General features: G+C 47.2%; 14 protein-coding genes. 11 read left to right on the top strand and 3 right to left on the bottom strand.

The window, feature by feature from the left end; translation table 11 throughout:
- Positions 1 to 347 precede the first annotated feature (347 nt).
- The 7 genes from glpX (at position 348) to NG795_RS12675 (ending at position 10,260) form a co-directional block, all read left to right on the top strand.
- Positions 348 to 1,385: a class II fructose-bisphosphatase gene (gene glpX / locus NG795_RS12705; protein ID WP_367289029.1), complete on the top strand. Its 1,038-nt coding sequence runs from the start codon at positions 348 to 350 to the stop codon at positions 1,383 to 1,385.
- A 393-nt stretch (positions 1,386 to 1,778) separates the two neighbouring features.
- Positions 1,779 to 3,077: a glutamyl-tRNA reductase gene (locus NG795_RS12700; protein ID WP_367289028.1), complete on the top strand. Its 1,299-nt coding sequence runs from the start codon at positions 1,779 to 1,781 to the stop codon at positions 3,075 to 3,077.
- A 973-nt stretch (positions 3,078 to 4,050) separates the two neighbouring features.
- A complete protein-coding gene (locus NG795_RS12695; RefSeq protein WP_367289027.1) occupies positions 4,051 to 7,086 on the top strand; it encodes a UPF0182 family protein in 3,036 nt (1,011 codons plus the stop codon).
- A gap of 80 nt (positions 7,087 to 7,166) precedes the next feature.
- On the top strand, positions 7,167 to 7,385 hold the full coding sequence (locus NG795_RS12690; protein WP_254567593.1) for a hypothetical protein: 219 nt from the start codon (positions 7,167 to 7,169) through the stop codon (positions 7,383 to 7,385).
- A 60-nt stretch (positions 7,386 to 7,445) separates the two neighbouring features.
- On the top strand, positions 7,446 to 7,712 hold the full coding sequence (locus NG795_RS12685; protein WP_367289026.1) for a cytotoxic translational repressor of toxin-antitoxin stability system: 267 nt from the start codon (positions 7,446 to 7,448) through the stop codon (positions 7,710 to 7,712).
- Between the two features lie 154 nt (positions 7,713 to 7,866).
- Positions 7,867 to 9,453, top strand: coding sequence for a glucose-6-phosphate isomerase (locus NG795_RS12680; protein ID WP_367289025.1), 1,587 nt, complete (start codon positions 7,867 to 7,869; stop codon positions 9,451 to 9,453).
- A 93-nt stretch (positions 9,454 to 9,546) separates the two neighbouring features.
- On the top strand, positions 9,547 to 10,260 hold the full coding sequence (locus NG795_RS12675; protein ID WP_367289024.1) for a response regulator transcription factor: 714 nt from the start codon (positions 9,547 to 9,549) through the stop codon (positions 10,258 to 10,260).
- Between the two features lie 214 nt (positions 10,261 to 10,474).
- Here the strand turns inward: NG795_RS12675 and NG795_RS12670 are convergent, their stop codons facing one another.
- Positions 10,475 to 10,903: a DoxX family protein gene (locus NG795_RS12670; RefSeq protein WP_367289023.1), complete on the bottom strand. Its 429-nt coding sequence runs from the start codon at positions 10,901 to 10,903 to the stop codon at positions 10,475 to 10,477.
- Positions 10,904 to 11,090: 187 nt separating this feature from the next.
- On the opposite strand from NG795_RS12670, the gene NG795_RS12665 reads away from it, so the two are divergent.
- From NG795_RS12665 to NG795_RS12655, 3 genes are all read left to right on the top strand, one after another.
- Positions 11,091 to 11,828 (top strand): DUF72 domain-containing protein, encoded by a 738-nt coding sequence (locus NG795_RS12665; protein ID WP_367289022.1) that lies wholly within the window; start codon positions 11,091 to 11,093, stop codon positions 11,826 to 11,828.
- Between the two features lie 2 nt (positions 11,829 to 11,830).
- Positions 11,831 to 11,953 carry a hypothetical protein gene (locus tag NG795_RS12660; protein WP_367289021.1) on the top strand — a complete coding sequence of 41 codons (123 nt, stop codon included), beginning with the start codon at positions 11,831 to 11,833 and terminating at the stop codon, positions 11,951 to 11,953.
- A 499-nt stretch (positions 11,954 to 12,452) separates the two neighbouring features.
- Positions 12,453 to 15,905, top strand: a complete 3,453-nt coding sequence (locus NG795_RS12655) for an NACHT domain-containing protein (RefSeq protein WP_367289020.1) — start codon at positions 12,453 to 12,455, stop codon at positions 15,903 to 15,905.
- Positions 15,906 to 16,038: 133 nt separating this feature from the next.
- On the opposite strand, the gene fghA is transcribed toward NG795_RS12655, so the two are convergent.
- Both fghA and NG795_RS12645 read right to left on the bottom strand, forming a co-directional pair.
- Positions 16,039 to 16,890 (bottom strand): S-formylglutathione hydrolase, encoded by an 852-nt coding sequence (gene fghA, locus NG795_RS12650; protein WP_367289019.1) that lies wholly within the window; start codon positions 16,888 to 16,890, stop codon positions 16,039 to 16,041.
- The gene (locus NG795_RS12645; RefSeq protein WP_436836052.1) at positions 16,887 to 18,002 is read right to left on the bottom strand and encodes an S-(hydroxymethyl)glutathione dehydrogenase/class III alcohol dehydrogenase; all 1,116 of its coding nucleotides are present in this window, start codon (positions 18,000 to 18,002) and stop codon (positions 16,887 to 16,889) included. Before NG795_RS12645 ends, fghA begins: the two co-directional genes overlap by 4 nt.
- Before the next feature lie 358 nt (positions 18,003 to 18,360).
- Here NG795_RS12645 and modA point away from each other — a divergent pair, with 358 nt between their 5' ends.
- Positions 18,361 to 19,131 carry a molybdate ABC transporter substrate-binding protein gene (modA, locus tag NG795_RS12640; protein WP_367289018.1) on the top strand — a complete coding sequence of 257 codons (771 nt, stop codon included), beginning with the start codon at positions 18,361 to 18,363 and terminating at the stop codon, positions 19,129 to 19,131.
- Positions 19,132 to 19,133 lie beyond the last annotated feature (2 nt).

Raw genomic sequence — 19,133 nt, 5'->3', positions numbered from 1 at the left:
ATTTCGTGAGAACCACAGATTTTCCCGTTTCTCGGGGGAGTCCAGGCATTTCTCCACCCTATCTCTCCCAGATTACCCACTACTGCCCATTTCTCAACCTCAGCCATCCGAGTGGGTGAGGGTTCTCAACCCGGTTGCCGCGAAATATCTGGAGCAATTCGCAACCCAGAAAGGGCGCTGAAACCGGGGTTTTTGTTCCCGGGAAACAAATGGACCCGGGCCCTAGCAGCAAAACTTAACAAAAACTGAGTTAATCGCGATCGCTATGGGTATCCGTCCTCTGATAGACTTTTAGACGGTTGTAGCCAGAGAAAAGGCTGCTGATAGGCAGTTGGGAGGAAAATTCCGTGGATAGTGTAATCGGTTTAGAGATTATTGAAGTCGTCGAACAAGCCGCGATCGCTTCGGCTCGTTGGATGGGTAAAGGCGACAAAAATACCGCTGACCATGTGGCGGTAGAAGCGATGCGCGAACGTATGAATCGCATTCATATGCGCGGCAGAATCGTCATCGGCGAAGGCGAGCGCGATGAAGCTCCCATGTTGTACATCGGGGAAGAAGTTGGGATCTGTACTCAGGAAAATGCCAAGGACTTCTGCGACCCGCAACAACTGATCGAAATTGATATCGCCGTTGACCCCTGTGAAGGCACCAACTTGGTCGCCTACGGACAAAACGGTTCGATGGCGGTTCTCGCCATTGCCGAAAAAGGTGGCCTGTTCCGAGCTCCCGACTTCTACATGAAGAAGCTCGCCGCACCCGCCTGTGCCAAAAATCATGTGGACATCAATAAATCTGCCACCGAAAACCTGAAAATCCTCTCGGACTGCATGAGTCGCTCCATTGAGGAATTGGTCGTGGTGGTGATGGATCGTCCCCGTCACAAAGGCTTAATCGAAGAAATCCGCAACGCCGGAGCCCGAGTGCGTCTGATCAGCGATGGAGATGTCTCTGCTGCTATTTCTTGCGCCTTCTCCGGAACCAACATCCACGCGCTGATGGGAATTGGTGCTGCTCCTGAAGGGGTGATCTCCGCTGCGGCCATGCGCTGTTTAGGCGGCCACTTCCAAGGTCAGCTCATTTATGACCCTGAAGTCGTGAAAACTGGGCTGATTGGCGAAAGCAAAGAAAGCAACATCGCTCGTCTACAAGAAATGGGTATCACTGACCCCGATCGCGTTTACAACGCTGAAGAATTAGCCTCTGGAGATACGGTGCTGTTTGCCGCATCCGGTATTACTCCTGGAACGTTAATGCAAGGGGTTCGCTTCTTCAAAGGCGGCGCTCGGACTCACAGTCTGGTTATTTCTAGCCAGTCGAGTACCGCTCGTTTTGTCGATACCATTCATATGAACGACACTCCGAAGAGCTTACAATTGCGCTAATCCAAAACTCAGCGCGGTTAAGGAAGGAACGAAAGCAGGATGACCTCACAATTGTGATGTCACCGGGGTGAGAATCCGGCTGCTTGATCAGCAGAGTCTTTCCCCAGCGATCGCCACGGTGATCCCTTCTGCCGGTGGTGCGGACCCCTCTAAAGTCCGCTCCCTCCCTCTCCTTCCCCAACCCGCTCTCCGTGCAGTTCCGAGGGTTTTTCCTCCTGGACCCTGCCTTTTCCCCTTGCTTAATCCCCGAGGATTGCGCTAACCCACCCGGGTTTCAGTTAGCATAAAAATAAAGACAACCCGATTAATTCAGTTCACCAGAGATAGAATTTCATCGATACGCTTGTCAAACATCAAGAGGGCGTAAACGACTAAAAAATCCAGGGAGAAATCATGAATATTGCAGTCGTAGGTCTTAGCCATAAGACAGCACCCGTAGAAATTAGAGAAAAACTGAGTATTCCCGAACCCGATATTAAAGAGGCGATCGCTCATTTATGTAGCTATCCTAATATTCGAGAAGTCGCGATTCTCAGCACTTGTAACCGTTTAGAAATTTATATCGTAACGGGTGAAACCGACTCCGGCGTTCGTGAAGCCATCCAATTTCTCTCGGAACGCGGCCAATTAAACGTTCATAAGTTACGACAACATCTGTTTATTTTGTTACAAGAAGATGCCGTCATGCATCTGATGCGGGTTTCCGCTGGTTTGGATAGCTTGGTCCTCGGCGAAGGCCAAATTTTAGCCCAAGTTAAAAATACTCACAAACTCGGTCAGCAACATAATGGGGTCGGACGCATTCTCAATCGTCTCCTGAAACAAGCGATTACCGCAGGCAAACGAGTTCGCACGGAAACCAGCATCGGCACCGGCGCAGTTTCTATCAGTTCCGCCGCAGTGGAACTGGCCCAAATTAAGGTCCAGGACCTCGCACCCTATCGCATTGCGATTCTCGGTGCCGGGAAAATGTCGAAACTTCTGGTTCAACATTTACTCTCCAAAGGTGCTACCCAAATCACCATTCTCAATCGCACCTTACGGCGCGCTGAAGAACTGGCTAAAAACTTCCCTGATGCAGATTTGAAACTGCATTTGATATCAGATATGATGAGCGTCATTGCAGATTCTGATATTGTTTTTACGAGTACCTCTTCGACTGAACCGATTTTAAATCGCTCCAAACTCGAAGCAGTTTTAAACCCTAATAGCTCGATGATGCTGATTGATATTTCAGTGCCGCGTAATGTGGATTCTGATGTCAATACCCTCACGAATGTCCATTCGTTTAATGTGGATGACTTGAAAGCAGTTGTCGCTCAAAACCAAGAAAGCCGTCGGCAAATGGCAATGGAAGCTGAGGGATTACTGGAAGAAGAAGTCGAAGCATTTGATGTTTGGTGGCGCAGTTTGGAAACGGTGCCCACGATTAGCTGTTTACGGGATAAAATCGAAACCATTCGCGAGCAGGAATTGGAAAAAGCCCTGTCTCGTTTAGGGTCGGAATTTGCCGAAAAACATCAGGAAGTGATTGAGGCACTCACCCGAGGAATTGTTAATAAAATCCTGCATGATCCAATGGTTCAACTGCGGGCTCAGCAAGATATTGAAGCGCGTCGTCAAGCAATGGAAACTCTACGATTGCTGTTTAATTTGGAGACAGAAGCGCGATCGGGCGAACAGTACAGTTAGTCGAGAGTCCAGTTCAGGGAAGAAACCGGGGTTTTGGCCCAAATGAATGCGGGTTCTACATCAGCTTTGGGCTAAAACTCCGGTTTCTTGTTCCGGGAATCGGATTCGGGCGGTTCTAAGCTATTTGAAGGGTTTGATTTTGATTCACCCTGTCTGGTTAGGGATACCAGGAGCATGAACATGAGCAGTTGTTTTTTCGAGCAGATTGAGCTAGTTCATTTAATTTGCATATAGATTTTATTTATAAATATTCGGGTCATGACTTACGCAATCTATAAAATCTAAAATATCGAGTCCGAACTCATGGCATTTTGGAGTTCATCGTATTGGCTTAACGTGAAAGTTGGCGATTGGGATACAGGGACACAAGCCACAAGCGCGATCGCGGACGCACTGGCTCCGATCATAATTGGAATTCTCATGGGGTAAACCAAAATCGAACAGTAGATTGTTCTGACCAATCGCGTTCCCTCCGGCTTCTCCTCCAGAGTCAGCACAACAATTTACTTTTTTACATAACAGTGCAGCTATAAAGCCCCATAACAGAGGGTTGTTATGGCTTCTGTGCTTTGCCTAACCCGATCGCCCCCAAAATTCCCACCTCGGCTCGCCTGAGCGAATCCCCACGCTCAATTATCCGCACCGGAGAAGCAGATAAGCACTCATGCAAGAACAACCTGAACAATTTTTACCCGGAAGCATTGCCTAGAAAAAATTCCCGATCAAACTTGAGCAACTTATTGTTGAATGATGCCTTATGCGCCAGAGCTTCTGATAGTGTGGATCATGGCAGAGCCATGATCCGAGGAGTTAGCCTGCTCAAGCGGGTTCCGTTCCTGTAGTCCCACCCTGTGGGGTGCGGGGTTGGTTATAAATTATGCAAATTAAGAGTATGAAGAGTGGGAGCGATCGCCATTCCCGGACTGATGATTCTACAATGACAGCTATATCTAAACTCTAAACTCTAAAATTCATGTTTAAAGGGTTAGGAAAACGCGCCTTTCAATGGATCGTGACCGCAGCAGCCGTATGGATGGGGATAGAACTCTTTGCTTTTTTAAGTGCCGAAAGTCTGTGGTTTGAGGAACTGGACTACGGACGAGTCTTTTGGGTCCGCCTACTTACCCGCTTAGTGTTGCTGGTGTTAGGACTGGGAATCACGGGCGGTTTAACCTTCGCCAATCTATTTCTGGCGAACCATCTTAAATACGGCAAACTGGATCTACTCAGTCGGGGACTGACTGAACCTCCCGGAGGGCGCGATCGCTGGAAACGCAATATTAGCTATCCCTTTGCCCGCACTAACATCCCGAGTCCCAATTCCTATACCGCCCTCAACTTAGAATCCCTACTGGCCCTCGTCATCCTCCTATCCTTGGGAATCTCCACTCTCCTGGTGTACTACGCTCAGGTTGTGGTGGATTATTGGCATCCCGGTTCCTGGTTACTGTTGAACTCTCCCTCAGTACCCCTGGGATTTGGACTCAACTCCAGCCAGGAAATGTTACAGCAAATGACCACAGATTGGTGGCAAATTGCCCTGTTGTTGCTGTTTACTGTGGTCATCGTTCTGGAACCTCGCTTACTCTATGCGATCGCCGCTGTTTTAAGCCTGTTCTTCGGTCTAGTCCTATCGGGTCAGTGGGCAAAAGTGCTAATCTTTTTCCACCCCACAGCCTTTAATATTAGCGAACCCGTTTTTAACCGGGATATGAGCTTTTATATCTTTAACTTGCCCATTTGGGAACTCCTAGAATTTTGGCTACTGGGAGTGCTTTTTTTCCTTTTCGCCGCAGTTACTGTCCTCTATTTAATCTCGGGAAATAGTATCAGCGAAGGGAAGTTTCCCGGCTTTTCTGATGGGCAATTGCGTCACCTTTATGGATTGGGTGCCGCACTGATGGGGGCAGTCGCCTTGCGCTATTGGCTATTGCGTTATGAATTGCTCTATTCCAGCAATGATGTAATTTATGGTGCAGGCTATACCCAATCCACTATAGAGGTCTGGAGCTATGGGGGCTTAACCCTCTTATCCGCAGCAGTCGCCATTTTCTTGCTCTATCTGACCTTTCGCCCACTAGAACGCCACAACTTTAGACGGCTCAAACAGTCCTTGGGAGTCTATGTGGCAATGGTGGCGATCGCTGGGTCAGTCCTGCCTTTTGCCGTGCAACGCTTGATCGTCCAACCCAACGAAATCGAACGCGAGCGTCCCTACATCGAGCGCAGTATCGCCTTCACCCGCCAGGGGTTCGACCTGGATCGCATTGATGTCCAACTCTTCAACCCGGAAAATGCCCTAACCTTTGAGGATATCCTCGCCAATGACCTGACCATTAATAATATCCGCCTCTGGGATACTCGCCCCCTGCTGCAAACCAATCGCCAACTCCAACAAATTCGGCTGTACTATAAGTTTCCCGATGCGGATATCGACCGTTACACCCTCAGAAAAACTGACCCCGAATCCGAGGAATCCATCACGGAACGGCAACAGGTCCTGATCTCCGCCCGGGAACTGGACTATAGCGCCGTTCCTCCTGAAGCGCAAACCTGGGTCAATGAACACTTAGTTTATACCCACGGTTATGGGTTTACCTTGAGTCCCGTGAATACCGTGGGTCCTGGCGGATTGCCGGACTACTTCGTTCGCGATATTGGCATGGAACGCCAAATCGTGAGTGAAACGGTCAATGATGGCATATTAGGGACCGCCAATGAACTGATTCGCGCCAGCATTCCCATCGGACATCCCCGGATTTACTATGGGGAACTGACGGATACAGAGGTGATGGCACCGAGTAATGTCCCGGAGTTAGATTATCCCCAGGGGGATGAGAATGTTTATAATACTTATGAAGGGACCGGGGGGGTTTCCATTGGCTCTTGGTGGCGTCGGTTAATTTTTGCCAAATATCTGAACAACTGGCAGATGTTGTTCACGGACAATTTTACCCCGGAGACAAAAGTTTTATTTCGACGCAATATTAAGGACCGAATTCGAGCGATCGCCCCATTTTTGGAATTTGATAGTGACCCGTATCTAGTGGTTGCCAATACCCGCTTATATGAGCCGGGAAGCATCCCCGTGGAACAACCGTTTCCCGATGATGATAATTATCTCTACTGGATTATTGACGCCTATACGATTAGCGATCGCTATCCCTATTCTGAACCGACTGCTAAGAAATTTAACTACATCCGCAACTCGGTCAAAGTGGTGGTGGATGCCTACAATGGCAAGGTCAAACTTTACATCGCTGACCCGACGGACCCCCTGGTTCACAGTTGGCAAGAGATTTTCCCTAACTTGCTCCAACCCCTGGATGCCTTGCCGGTGACCCTCCGCAGTCATATCCGCTATCCCCCGGATTTTTTTGCGGTGCAATCGGAACGACTATTAACTTACCACATGACCGATCCGACGGTTTTTTATAATCGGGAAGATCAATGGCGGGTGCCCAATGAGATTTATGGCACTGAGCAGCAAGTGGTTGAGCCTTATTATTTGATTATGAAATTGCCCACGGAAGTCTCAGAAGAATTTATTTTGTTGCACCCATTTACGCCGATGAGTCGCAATAATTTAATTGCTTGGATGGGCGGGCGATCGGATGGAATTCATTATGGGAATTTACTGCTGTACCAGTTCCCCAAACAACAGTTAGTTTATGGTCCCGAGCAAATTGAAGCCAGAATTAACCAAGATCCGGTGATTTCTCAACAGATTTCCCTGTGGAACCGCCAGGGGTCTCGGGCCATTCAGGGGAATTTGTTGGTGATTCCCATTGAGCGATCGCTGCTGTATGTCGAACCGCTTTATATTGAGGCAGAACAAAATAGTTTGCCCATTTTAGCCCGGGTGATTGTCGCTTATGAGAACCAAATTGTGATGGCAGAAACCCTGGAACAGGCCCTGAGTGCTATTTTCCAAGGACAAGGAGTACCAGAACCCACGGACCCGATTATTCGTCCCGTGGAAGACTTGACGTTACCCCCGTTGAACTAAAAGGATTAATGGGGTTGCTGGAAAATTAGCCCAGTCCGCTACACTGACAAAAATCGCTGACTCAAACCTGGGAGGGATTGATGAAACTGCTCAAAAAAAGAGTTAGAAGTTTGCTGGTGCAACTCTATGAAGAGGTCGAGTTGCTTCCCGATGATGATTTGCAACAGGTCGGTGCTGTGGTAGAAAGTCTTTATTACGATCTGTATGTGCTTCGCTTCATTCAGCAAGCGAACCGCAGCGTTAAGCCTGGGGATAGCTTCACCCGTGAGGAAGCCTTGCGATATTTGCGATCGCTCTGATGGTGATCCACTACCTATCTTCAACTCAACCTTTAGATTCAGGGGGAATCGATCTGTCCTGTGATTCTTGAAGCGCGCTATAGTCGGTCTTTCCTTCTCGATCTTCGGCAGTTAGACCGAGCTAGTTTCGAGCGGGTTTATGAATTCGTCTTTTTCAAATTTATGCAGATTGAACGGATTCAACAGTTGCCCGAGTTACACCAACTCGGGTCTCATCCTATTTTTTATCGGTTTAGGCTGGATAACTATTTGGTTGCAATACAAGTTATTGGTCATTTTGTCAAGTTTTTACGGATTCTACCCCTGCCAGACATGAACGAACCCTAAGCCTTCCGGGGAAGTCATCCCGGGATGGGCGTGATATCCCAGTTCCGGTTAACCCCTGAAAGGGTCTAATTGTATCCGCATCCTTAGTCTCATTCCACTGATATCGGTACACTTGTGTGTGGTGAAACAAAGATAAGTAGAGAGTTGTTTTGTTATGGATGCTCGATCACTGTGGAAACGATATCAGGACTGGCTCTATTATCATGAAGGGCTAGAACTCTACCTGGATATCAGTCGAATGAGATTCGATGATGCCTTCGTCGAATCGATGAAACCTAAGTTTGCTCAAGCCTTTGAGGAAATGAAGGCCCTAGAAGCCGGGGCAGTCGCCAATCCCGATGAAGGCCGGATGGTGGGTCACTATTGGTTACGGAATCCGGACATTGCACCCACCCCCGAACTCAAACAAGAAATCCTCGAAAACCTCAGCCATATCGAGGAGTTTGCCCAAAAAGTTCATAACGGGACAATCCACCCTCCCAGCGCTTCCAAATTTACAGACATTCTCTCCATCGGCATTGGTGGATCGGCCCTCGGACCGCAATTTGTCTCCACAGCCTTGGCCCCTGAGTCTGCACCCCTAGGGATTCACTTCATTGACAACACCGACCCGGCAGGGATCGATGACTTGTTAAATCACATCAAAGACCGTCTGGCAACCACCCTGGTCCTGGTAATTTCTAAATCCGGCACCACCCCAGATACCCGCAATGGCATGATTGAGGTGCAAAAAGCCTTTGAAAGCATGAATCTCAACTTTCCCCATCATGCTATTGCCATTACCGGCCATGATAGCGCCCTAGAAAAACAAGCCCAAAAAGAAGGCTGGATTGATATTTTCCCCATGCATGACTGGGTGGGAGGACGGACCTCAGAACTCTCAGGGGTGGGGTTAGTCCCCGCAGCTTTGCAGGGCATTGATATTAAGGGTATGCTGGCTGGGGCCAAAGAAATGGATGATGCCACTCGTCAACCGGACCTCAAGGGCAATCCCGCCGCACTACTGGCCCTCTCCTGGTACTTTGCAGGCAATGGACGGGGGGAAAAAGATATGGTAGTCCTGCCTTATAAAGACAGTCTGTTGCTGTTTAGCCGCTATCTGCAACAGTTGGTGATGGAATCCCTGGGTAAGGAGAAAGATTTAGCAGGCAATACCGTCTATCAAGGGATTGCCGTGTACGGAAATAAGGGGTCTACGGATCAACACGCTTATGTTCAACAACTGCGCGAGGGGGTCCCGAATTTCTTCCTAACGTTTATTGAGGTTTTAGAAGACCGCCAGGGCCATTCCCCAAATGTAGAACCGGGAATCACCACGGGGGATTATTTGTTAGGCTTTTTGTATGGAACTCGGGAAGCGATTTATGACAATCAGCGCGATTCCATTTCGGTGACCATTCCCCAGGTTAATCCCCGTATCGTGGGGGCTTTGATTGCCCTGTACGATCGCGCCGTTGGTTTATATGCTTCTTTGATTAACGTCAATGCCTATCACCAACCGGGGGTCGAGGCGGGTAAAAAGGCAGCTTCTGAGATTCTCAACCTCCAAACTCGCATTATGGAGGTAATTGCAGCGGAAGGGAAACCGTTATCCCTAGAGGAGTTGGCCGAGAAAGCCGATGCGAGCGATCGCGTTGAAATGATTTATAAAATCCTGCGCCATCTCCATGCCAATGGACGGCAAGTGAATCTCTCGGGTAATTTGGCCCAACCTGCCAGTTTAAGTGTCTCTCCTCGTTAAATCGAGTTGGACTGACCCTGGATTTGACCTACGCTAGAAGTATAGACGCTACTCGGTGGCGTCTATACTTGTTCAGTTCCCCCTTGAGACCCCATGCCCTTGACGATTCTGATTGTTGATGACGATCCCGCTATTCGTCTTTCTATCTGCCATTATTTGGAGCAGTGCGGTTACTCTGCGATCGCGGCTCAGAATGGTCAAGAGGGTCTATTAAAAGTAGAAGAATTTCAACCTCAGTTACTGGTAACGGATATCATCATGCCCGAGATGGATGGGTATGAACTGGTTAAGCGGGTCCGCAAAAAACCCGCGTTGCGGTTGTTACCTGTGATTTTTTTAACCGCCCGCACCAGTACCCCAGAACGGATTTTAGGCTATCAACTCGGCTGCGATTTGTATTTACCGAAGCCGTTTGATTTGGATGAACTCGGCGCAGTGATTCGCAATCTGTTAGAGCGATCGCAACTCATCCAGTCCCAGTGGCGATTTAATTCTGATGACTCCCTCTCTCCCGCTTCCGAACCCAACAGCAACCCGCCCTCCTCTTTGGATTCTCTCCCGGCTAGTTTCAATCCCGGAACTACGGCATTAACGGCACAAGAGTCAGAGTTTACGATTGCTTTAACACCCCGAGAACGAGATGTTTTAGATTTACTGGCGGAAGGTCTTTCTAATGCCCAAATTGGCGATCGGCTGCATTTGAGTCCGCGCACGGTGGAAAAATATGTGAGTGCGCTGTTGCGAAAAACGGAAACCAGTAATCGCGCCGGACTCCTGCGGTTTGCGATCGAGCATCACTTGGTTTAGGAAACTCCACAAAATAAAATATCTAAAAAACCCGCAGGCTGAAGCCTGGGGCTATACGGACGAAGCCCGCCTGCGCGGGCTAAAAGAGTCTTGTTTGGTGCTTAACCATTGAATTTGGATGATTTATTTGTTGGAATACCCTAAGTCCTATCTCATAATTTTAAACGTTCATTTCGCCTAAGCTCATGGGTAGAGTTCGCCAGCGAACCAAGGGCTATAATTGTTCTGTAAAAGATCCGGGTTGTTCCTCGGGGTTTTGAGTGTACCACCAAGCCCAAGCAATCAAGACAGCCTGAAAAGGCAGTCTAGCCCAGTAAAGCCAAGGATGATGAGGAATGCCTTCAATGGGAATACTATTAAGCGCCTGATTGATATTAGCGGGAAAAACCGCAACAAACAGAGCAATCAGTCCCCAGGCAGCGGCAACGCTGACAAACGGAATCAGTAAGCCAATGCCTCCTAAAATCTCGAAAAATCCACTAATATAGACCAACTCAGTTGGGTAAGGTAATTGAGGCGGCACAATTCTGACATATTGCGCCGGGTGAGTAAAGTGGGTAATGCCTACTACGATGATGGCGACTGATAAGAAAACCCGGAGAATTTCTTTAAGCCGATTGGGAGTGTTTTTATTTGAAGTCATAGCGTCAAAAATAGAAATTAACCCAACCTTAGCAATCTTTAGTTTATCGTTACCTCTACCTTGAGTATTATTACAAAATTCACCCCAATTGTAGAGATAGTTAAGAGACTCGCGGCTTATATTTAAAGGCTATCTAAGCAAAATTTAAAATTCATACCCAAACACAATTGGCGTTGGAGTAAAGGCGATGACCGTTTGCATCGGCACTTCAGGTTGGAGTTATCAACATTGGGAAGGTGTGCTTTATCCGTACCAGTTAGCGCCCCGTTCCAGATTGGATTACTATATCCAGCAGTATCAAACCGTCGAAGTTAACAGCACATACTACCGATGGCCCCAAGAGGCGGCCTTTACTAACTGGCAACATCGCCTCCCTCCAGGATTTCTGATGACTGTAAAAGCGCCCCGGGGGTTAACGCACTCCCAGCGTATTTACTCCCCAGAGAACTGGTTGGCACGGATAGGCAAGGGACTGGAATGCTTGGGCGATCGCCTGGGCATTCTGCTGGTCCAACTTCCACCCCAATTCGGCTGCGACTTGCCCCGCCTAGCCTACTTTTTAGAACAAGTACCCCCCTGGATCAAAGTGGCAATGGAATTCCGACATCCAAGCTGGCACATAGAAGAGGTATTTTCGCTCCTGGAACGCTTTGGAGTAGCTTACTGCGTCATGAGCGGGGCAAACCTGCCTTGCATCCTCCGCGCCACAGCGCCTTTCGTCTATGTACGACTTCACGGCCCCGATCCCCACTCCCTCTACGGCGGATCCTACTCGGACGAGGATTTGTCCTGGTGGGCTTCACGTCTTGGCGAGTGGGAAAGTCAGGGGCACAGCGCGTTTGTGTACTTCAACAACGATGGTGGCGGAAATGCCGTGAGGAATGCTTCTAAGTTAAAAACTTTGGTAGAGAACCAGACTTTTTGACGATGCAACGGCGACGAGGTTGGTTCTCGTCAGTGGGCGATCGGGTTCGTTGGGAGTTGAGCGATCGCCTCAAAGGAAGAGGCCATTTTTTCCCTGAAAAACAGGACCCCTCTGTTTTGGGTTAGGGCCAGTTGTCTTTAGAGTTCAAATATTTGGTTCAGTTGCATTGACCGATCGCCTGACAGAAGGAGCCGCTCGCAAATGGGACCATTCCATTTTGGAGGGGCCAATAAAGCAAGAAGTGGACAGTTTTTGGGTGAGGTGAGCTGGATGTCCTAACTTTTTAGGGATTTCTAGCATTTTTCCTCTGTGTTTCTTCCTGTGCTACATTTTATCAAGTGGTGAGGTGTAGCGCTATTTTGAGAAAATTGCTATAAACTGTAATTAACCCTCAAGTGATAGGACGACAGGCCAACCTAAATACTGAAAAAACCTGTTTTGTCCTGTATAGCGTGACTTGCGAATAATCTGAAACTTGGGTTTCTACCTTCATGAATTACTTCGTCACTTTGCGGATGAGTTATTTATAAGGCATTTCCTGATAGGGTTAAAAACAGGAAAATAAACTAAACTTGAAAAATGAAATCATAGAAAATAATTTAAATAAGTAGGTGCAGTACAACTATGAAAAAGCAACAAAAACGATCCTTACTCGCATTGGGTTCTGTAGTAATAAGTTTGTCAGTGATAGGTGTAAGTCTTGCCCAAACTCCAAAGCTACCGGAAACAACGCCTACAGTCGAGTCAACTCCAACAGCGACTCCTGAAAAATCCCCGAAATCAGAACGTTCACCGTCACCAGAACCGAGTCCTGCTGCTTTACCGACAGGATCACCTGCATCACCGTCACCAGAAACCAGTCCTGCTGCTTCACCTCGTGCTACGTCCTCAGCAGGAAAACCCCTTTCTATCGATTGGAATGTGGTAGGAGCAGTGGCGACTGTGGTAGGAGCAGTGGCAACTGTTGCAGCTATAATTTTTTCTGGTGTCACAGTATTCATGACTCCAAAATTTAACTATTTTTGGCAAGACAGACGCAGCCGTAAACAGGAAAAAGAAGCTGACGCTAAAAGGCTGCAGGCTGAAGTAGATGGAGAAAAAGCCTACCTAGATAAATTACGTGTGGAAGTTAAAAATCCGAGTATTTGTAACTTGCCGAGAGTTCCGAATCTTGATTTAGAGAGCATTTATGTGGAATTGCAAGTGCGTGAAGAAAAGCAGCACTACGTTAAGCCGGAAGAGATAGAACAACAAGCAGTAGGAGACCCTAACGAACTACTGCAACAGGTATCGGAAAATTGGGCCCACCCAAGAAAAGATGAGTGGGCCCCTGAAGCTGCTTTGGCAAACTTCCCTCGAATGGTAGTTCTCGGAGACCCGGGTGCTGGCAAAACTACGATGGAACACTATCTGACTTTAAAAATGGCGAAACAAGAATCGCCCATTTTGCCTTACTTACCTTTTTATGTAGAACTGGGAAAGTTTATAGAGCGAAAAAATACTAAAGAAAGCAAGGATACAGCCAACTATTCTTTACTGGATTTTATAGCGGATGAGTTGGATAACCGCTATGGTTTTTGTAATGCGCGACCTTATCTAGATCGATTGTTAAGCGAAAATAAAGCAGCGTTTTTATTAGATGGATTGGACGAAACGAGTGGTGGAGAGACGCGGCAAAAAGCTGATGATGCGTACAATCACGTCGTTCATGCAATCGATGACCTATCAACCCTATGTGATCGAGCGCCCATAGTCATCACTTGCCGAAAAGCAGGCTGGCGTGGTGGTTTAAAAGGGTTTAAAAGTCTAGAAGTGCTTGATTTTAATTGGGAACAGATTCAGAAATTTATTAAAAACTGGTTTGCATCCGACCCAAACAAAGCAGAAGGGCTACGCCAAAAATTGACAGAAAATCTGCGAATGCAGACTCTAGCCGGAAATCCACTAATCCTATCTTTGATTGCTATCGTCTATCAAAATGATCTAGAATTGCCAGAACGCCGCACCGAGTTATACAAACGTTGTCTAGAGGTATTGCTGCAGGAATGGGATTCCTCACGAGGTATCAAGCGATTTAGCCAATTTACTACGGATCGCAAGCGAGATCTTTTGCAAGAGGTGGCTTGGTCTTTTCATTTATGTGGAAAGCGCTATTTCCCTGAAGATGAATTACTAGAAGTAATCGCAAACTTTTTACCAACAATCGCTATTTCGACTGAAGAAAAAAGAGTGATTTTAAACGAAATCGCCGCTCAGTATGGATTGTTGAAAGAGCAAGCTCAGGGGTGGTACGGATTTCTCCATTTGACGTTTCAAGAGTATTTTACTGCTCGGGCCGCAAATGATAAAGGTTTGCAGGGAATCCAACAAGTTGTCGCTCATCACCATGAATCTTGGTGGCAAGAAGTTATCTTTTTGTTAGCAGGGCTTCTTAATGACGCGACACCCCTACTGCTCGGAATTTTGGGATATTCAACGGAACAATTATCCAAAGAAGTGTCCCCAGCAATTATCAATGACGATCTTTTTCATAGCAACTTACTTTTAGCCGCCCGTTGTTTGATTGGTACCCCTCGAATTTCCAAGCCAGGTTTGCGAGAAAGTATTATTTCTGAAGTGAAAAACTTATTCCTTACTTCCCCCTACGCCTTTGACTGCGAGAGATCGGTTGGAGTTTTAGTAGAAATTGGTGGCGACTTGGTCAACAGCGAGCTGCGGAAAATGTTAAAAAATAAACAGATTGACTCTGGGAAACGCTCGTATATTGCTTTCATGTTCGGAAAAGTTGGCATTAAAAATGTTATGGGTGATTTATTGGAAATTGTACAGGATAAAAATAGTTTTGGGAGAGATGTTTATTTTAATAGCTTGCTTGCACTTGCCGACTTGGATCCATCTACTGCTTTTCCTCTTTTACAGAATATAATTTTTTCGAAAAAAGTGGATATTTTGCTGGTAGATCAGCTTCTTCCAGTAATAGACAATCTAGTTGAAAAGGTTACTATTTTAAATCCAGACTCGGTCTTTTTCAATTTCATGGAACTGCTTGAAAAACCTCGACTTTTTCCATCCTTTAGTTCTGTAGCTTCTATAGCTTCTATAGTGGCTAAATTGGGTGATGATTCCATTGGGGAGAAACTACTACAGCTTCTGTTAAGTCCCAACACAGATTTACCAACAAAGTTAGATATTACTCAAACTCTAAAAGCATTAAAAGATAAATCAATAATCAACTTTATACTATTAAAACTTAAAGATGAAACTCTGGGATGGCAGACCCGATGGTTATTAACAGAAGTCTTGGAAGAAATTCCAGATAACGCCACAGAACCCCTACAAAAAATAGTAACTGACCAAACAATTGATGTAAAAGTTCGAGTAGGAATTGCTGCTACTTTGGGAGCTTTGGGCCTGCGTGATACTATCCAGTTTTTATGTGAAGCCATAGAAACACAGAGTGTACCAGCCGACTTGAAAATCGGTCGGCATACTCAACTTAGTTATTGTTGGCAACGGATAACCTATATCTTAAAAAGTCTTGAAGATTATCAAGTCAAAGCAATTTTAGAAAAAGCATTTGATGAGTACATTTCCAGCATTAAAAGCCGTTCTTCGCCACAAAATAAATTTGACTTTGACTTTAAGCAAGTAAGAAGCATCATTAAATCGGCTGAAGTATATAAAAGCGAACAAATGGCCCGTCAGATGATAAAACTACTCGATGAATCTATGCCTGTATTTCAAGATAACATATTGAATTGTTTGCCAAAGTTTACAAGCAAATCAATAGTACCTGATTTGCTCATTTTACTAGAAAATCGTGAAAAGTACCATGCTCAAGAGTGGAGATGGGACGCGATTGTCTACGCTATTGGAAACGTTGCTGATGACGAGGCAACGGTCAGGGCTTTAGTAAATTTGATGAAAACAACCCCAAAAATCCAGAAAAACCCTATGAGTTTTCAGGAAAAACCAGGTTTTATCGCTGCACTTTATGAAGCTCTTTATTCAGTGAGCCAACGAGCTAAAGTAAAAATAAACCCAGATTTAACAATTGACCGTTACAACACTTTATGACATCTTGAAATATAAGTAGGGGCAGATGAAAAGTAGCTGGGGAAGTAACAAAAAACGTCAGAACTAGACTCAATCTGGGCTATAGCCTTCAGAACTTGTAATCGTTCACCGTTTAGATGATGCGATCGCCTCCTCAAACAACTACACCTAACGCCTCCGCATGATGGCGGAGATGGTCATCTATGAAACTGGCAATAAAGTAGTAACTATGGTCGTACCCGGGCTGCATCCGCAACCGCAGGTCAATACCAGCCTGCTGACAAGCTGCCTCAAACCGTTCCGGTAATAACTGACCTTGGGCCAAAAACGAATCCGCATCCCCTTGGTCAATCAAAATCGGACGTTGCCAAGCTGAAGTCTTCACCAACTCACTCGCATCATAGGCAGCCCAAGTTTGACGATTCTCCCCCAAATAGCCGCGAAATGCTGTTTCCCCCCAAGGACAAGACATGGGGGCTGTAATGGGGGCGAAGGCGGAGACAGACTGATAACGAGAGGGATGGCGTAATGCACAGATGAGCGCCCCATGTCCCCCCATCGAATGACCGAAAATACTCTGACGAGTCGGATCCACTGGGAAATTCTCCTCAATCAGGGCGGGAAGTTCCTCGGTGACATAGCGGTACATCTGATAATGCTTATTCCAGGGCAATTCCGTCGCATCTACATAAAAGCTGGCTCCACTCCCGAAATCCGAGCGGTCCTCTTCTCCCGGGAGTCCCAGATTGCGGGGGCTGGTATCCGGGGCGACCAATAGCAAGCCATATTGGGCTGCCAGACGTTGTGCCCCCGCCTTGATCATAAAATTCTCTTCTGTACAAGTTAGTCCCGATAGCCAATACAGAATGGGAACTGGCTGCTGGGCCGCTTGGGGAGGAATATACACCGAGAACCGCATTGGAGCATCGCAGCATTCGGAGGAATGCTGATAAAACTGGATAGTTCCACCAAAGGAACGATTTTGCTGAGTTAGGGTAAGGGTCATGATTCGGGGAATGTGACAACGGTGCGAATGCCTTCCCCGGCGTGCATCAGGTCAAAAGCCTCGTTGATCCGATTGACGGGGATGATATGGGAGACTAGACTATCGATGTCGATTTTACCATCCATGTACCAATCGACGATTTTAGGGACATCCCTGCGACCTCTGGCTCCACCAAAAGCGCTTCCTCGCCAAACCCGCCCCGTGACGAGTTGGAAGGGACGGGTGCTAATTTCTTGGCCCGCCCCTGCAACGCCAATGATCACCGATTCGCCCCAGCCTTTATGACAGCATTCGAGGGCCTGACGCATCACGTTGACGTTGCCGATACATTCAAAGCTATAGTCGGCACCGCCATCGGTGAGGTCGATGATGGCTGCAACAACATCATCTACATCGTTGGGGTTGATGAAATGAGTCATGCCAAATTTTTCAGCGAGGTCCCGTTTGGCGGGGTTGAGGTCAATGCCAATAATTTGGTTGGCTCCCACTAAACGCGCTCCTTGGATGACGTTCAGTCCAATTCCCCCTAACCCAAAGACGACGACATTTGACCCCGGTTCGACTTTGGCGGTGTTGATGACTGCGCCGATGCCGGTTGTGACTCCACAACCGATTAGACAGACTTTATCTAACGGGGCGTCTTCCCGGATTTTGGCAACGGCGATTTCTGGCAGAACGGTGAAGTTAGCAAAGGTGGAGGTTCCCATGTAGTGATGGATTTTTTCGCCGTTGAGGGAGAAGCGACTGGTGCCATCTGGCATGACTCCTTTGCCTTGGGTGGCTCGGATTGCTTGACAGAGGTTGGTTTTATTGCTGAGACAGTATTTGCATTGACGACATTCTGGGGTATAGAGGGGAATGACGCGATCGCCTACTTTAAGACTTTTGACTTCCTCGCCGACTTCCACCACAACTCCCGCCCCTTCATGGCCCAGGATAGCCGGAAACAGTCCCTCCGGGTCGGCTCCCGATAGAGTATAGGCATCGGTATGACAAACGCCGGTCGCTTTGATTTCCACCATAACTTCTCCGGCTTTGGGACCATCAAGTTGTACGGTTTCTAAACTTAAAGGTTTATCGGCTTGCCAAGCAACGGCGGCTTGTACGTCCATAATTATCTCGTTTTTGTTTTTTTGTGAGAAGAAACAGTCCTGTTGATTGTAGCGAAGAATCTACCCTAAACTCGGAATTTTTTGGGAAAGTAGGGGTTGACAAATCCATCAAAAAATGAGTTCAGATTATCAAAAGTTGTTTTTATAGAGTAGCCCGCGCAGGCGGGCTTCGTCCGTGTAGCCACACCCTTTCCTTACGGAACTCTACGCGAACAGGGTTTGGGTTTTTGCAGATACCCCCAACCCCAGACCGCTGATGGTGCAAGTATTTTAGCAGGATACCAGTATAATAGCAGGATGCAGAATCAGGTCAACCGCGACAACTATGGGACAATATCGGCGAAAACCGCTCAGGTCTATGGGTTTTGCCCTGCTCGCGCTGCTGGTCGCTTGTGGCAGTTCTCCAGAAACCCAGCCGACTGACTCATCCTCTGCTACTGTGACGCTAACGGTTTCTGCTGCCTCAGATTTGAATGCTGTGTTTCCCGAAATTGCTCAACTTTGGGAAGAGGAAACGGGACATCAAGTGGTATTTAATCTCGGTTCAACGGGACAACTGGCTCAACAAATTGCCCAGGGTGCGCCGGTGGATTTATTTGCCGCTGCTAGTCAAAAATTTGTGGAAGATTTAGATAAAAAAGGGGTGGTTATTTCCGAGACAAAGGCACTTTATGGGGTGGGAAGAATTACCCTTTGGCATCGAGAAGACAGTGCTTTGAATCTGCAACAACTTCAGGATTTGACCCGGCCCGAGATTAAACGAGTTGCCATTGCCAATCCCGCTCATGCTCCCTACGGAGTAGCCGCCAAAGAAGCTTTACAATCCGTGGGAATTTGGGATGAAATTCAGCCGAAGTTGGTACTGGGGGAAAATGTTAGACAAGCCCAACAGTATGCAGAAAGCGGGAATGTGGATGTGGCGATCGCCGCTTTATCAATTAGCCTGAATCGTCCGGGTCAGTGGTTGTTAATTCCAGAAGAGTTACATCAGCCGCTTGTGCAGATGTTAGTCATTCCCAAAACTGCTCCTCATCCAGAGATTGCCCAGGAGTTTGCAGACTTTATTAATGGTCCTCAAGGTAGAGTTTTGATGAAAAATTATGGATTTAGGCTACCGGGTGAGGACTGAAT

The organism is Laspinema palackyanum D2c (assembly GCF_025370875.1).
In the GTDB taxonomy this organism is placed as follows: Bacteria; Cyanobacteriota; Cyanobacteriia; order Cyanobacteriales; family Laspinemataceae; genus Laspinema; species Laspinema palackyanum.
This window is presented reverse-complemented; position numbering and strand designations above follow the sequence as displayed.

Coding starts and splice junctions, on each gene's coding strand:
- NG795_RS12645 (WP_436836052.1), bottom strand. CDS start 18,002: ATGGACGTACAAGCCGCCGTTGCTTGGCAAGCCGATAAACCTTTAAGT.
- NG795_RS12680 (WP_367289025.1), top strand. CDS start 7,867: ATGGATGCTCGATCACTGTGGAAACGATATCAGGACTGGCTCTATTAT.
- NG795_RS12695 (WP_367289027.1), top strand. CDS start 4,051: ATGTTTAAAGGGTTAGGAAAACGCGCCTTTCAATGGATCGTGACCGCA.
- modA (WP_367289018.1), top strand. CDS start 18,361: ATGGGTTTTGCCCTGCTCGCGCTGCTGGTCGCTTGTGGCAGTTCTCCA.
- NG795_RS12690 (WP_254567593.1), top strand. CDS start 7,167: ATGAAACTGCTCAAAAAAAGAGTTAGAAGTTTGCTGGTGCAACTCTAT.
- NG795_RS12700 (WP_367289028.1), top strand. CDS start 1,779: ATGAATATTGCAGTCGTAGGTCTTAGCCATAAGACAGCACCCGTAGAA.
- NG795_RS12655 (WP_367289020.1), top strand. CDS start 12,453: ATGAAAAAGCAACAAAAACGATCCTTACTCGCATTGGGTTCTGTAGTA.
- NG795_RS12675 (WP_367289024.1), top strand. CDS start 9,547: ATGCCCTTGACGATTCTGATTGTTGATGACGATCCCGCTATTCGTCTT.
- fghA (WP_367289019.1), bottom strand. CDS start 16,890: ATGACCCTTACCCTAACTCAGCAAAATCGTTCCTTTGGTGGAACTATC.
- NG795_RS12665 (WP_367289022.1), top strand. CDS start 11,091: ATGACCGTTTGCATCGGCACTTCAGGTTGGAGTTATCAACATTGGGAA.
- NG795_RS12670 (WP_367289023.1), bottom strand. CDS start 10,903: ATGACTTCAAATAAAAACACTCCCAATCGGCTTAAAGAAATTCTCCGG.
- NG795_RS12660 (WP_367289021.1), top strand. CDS start 11,831: ATGCAACGGCGACGAGGTTGGTTCTCGTCAGTGGGCGATCGGGTTCGT.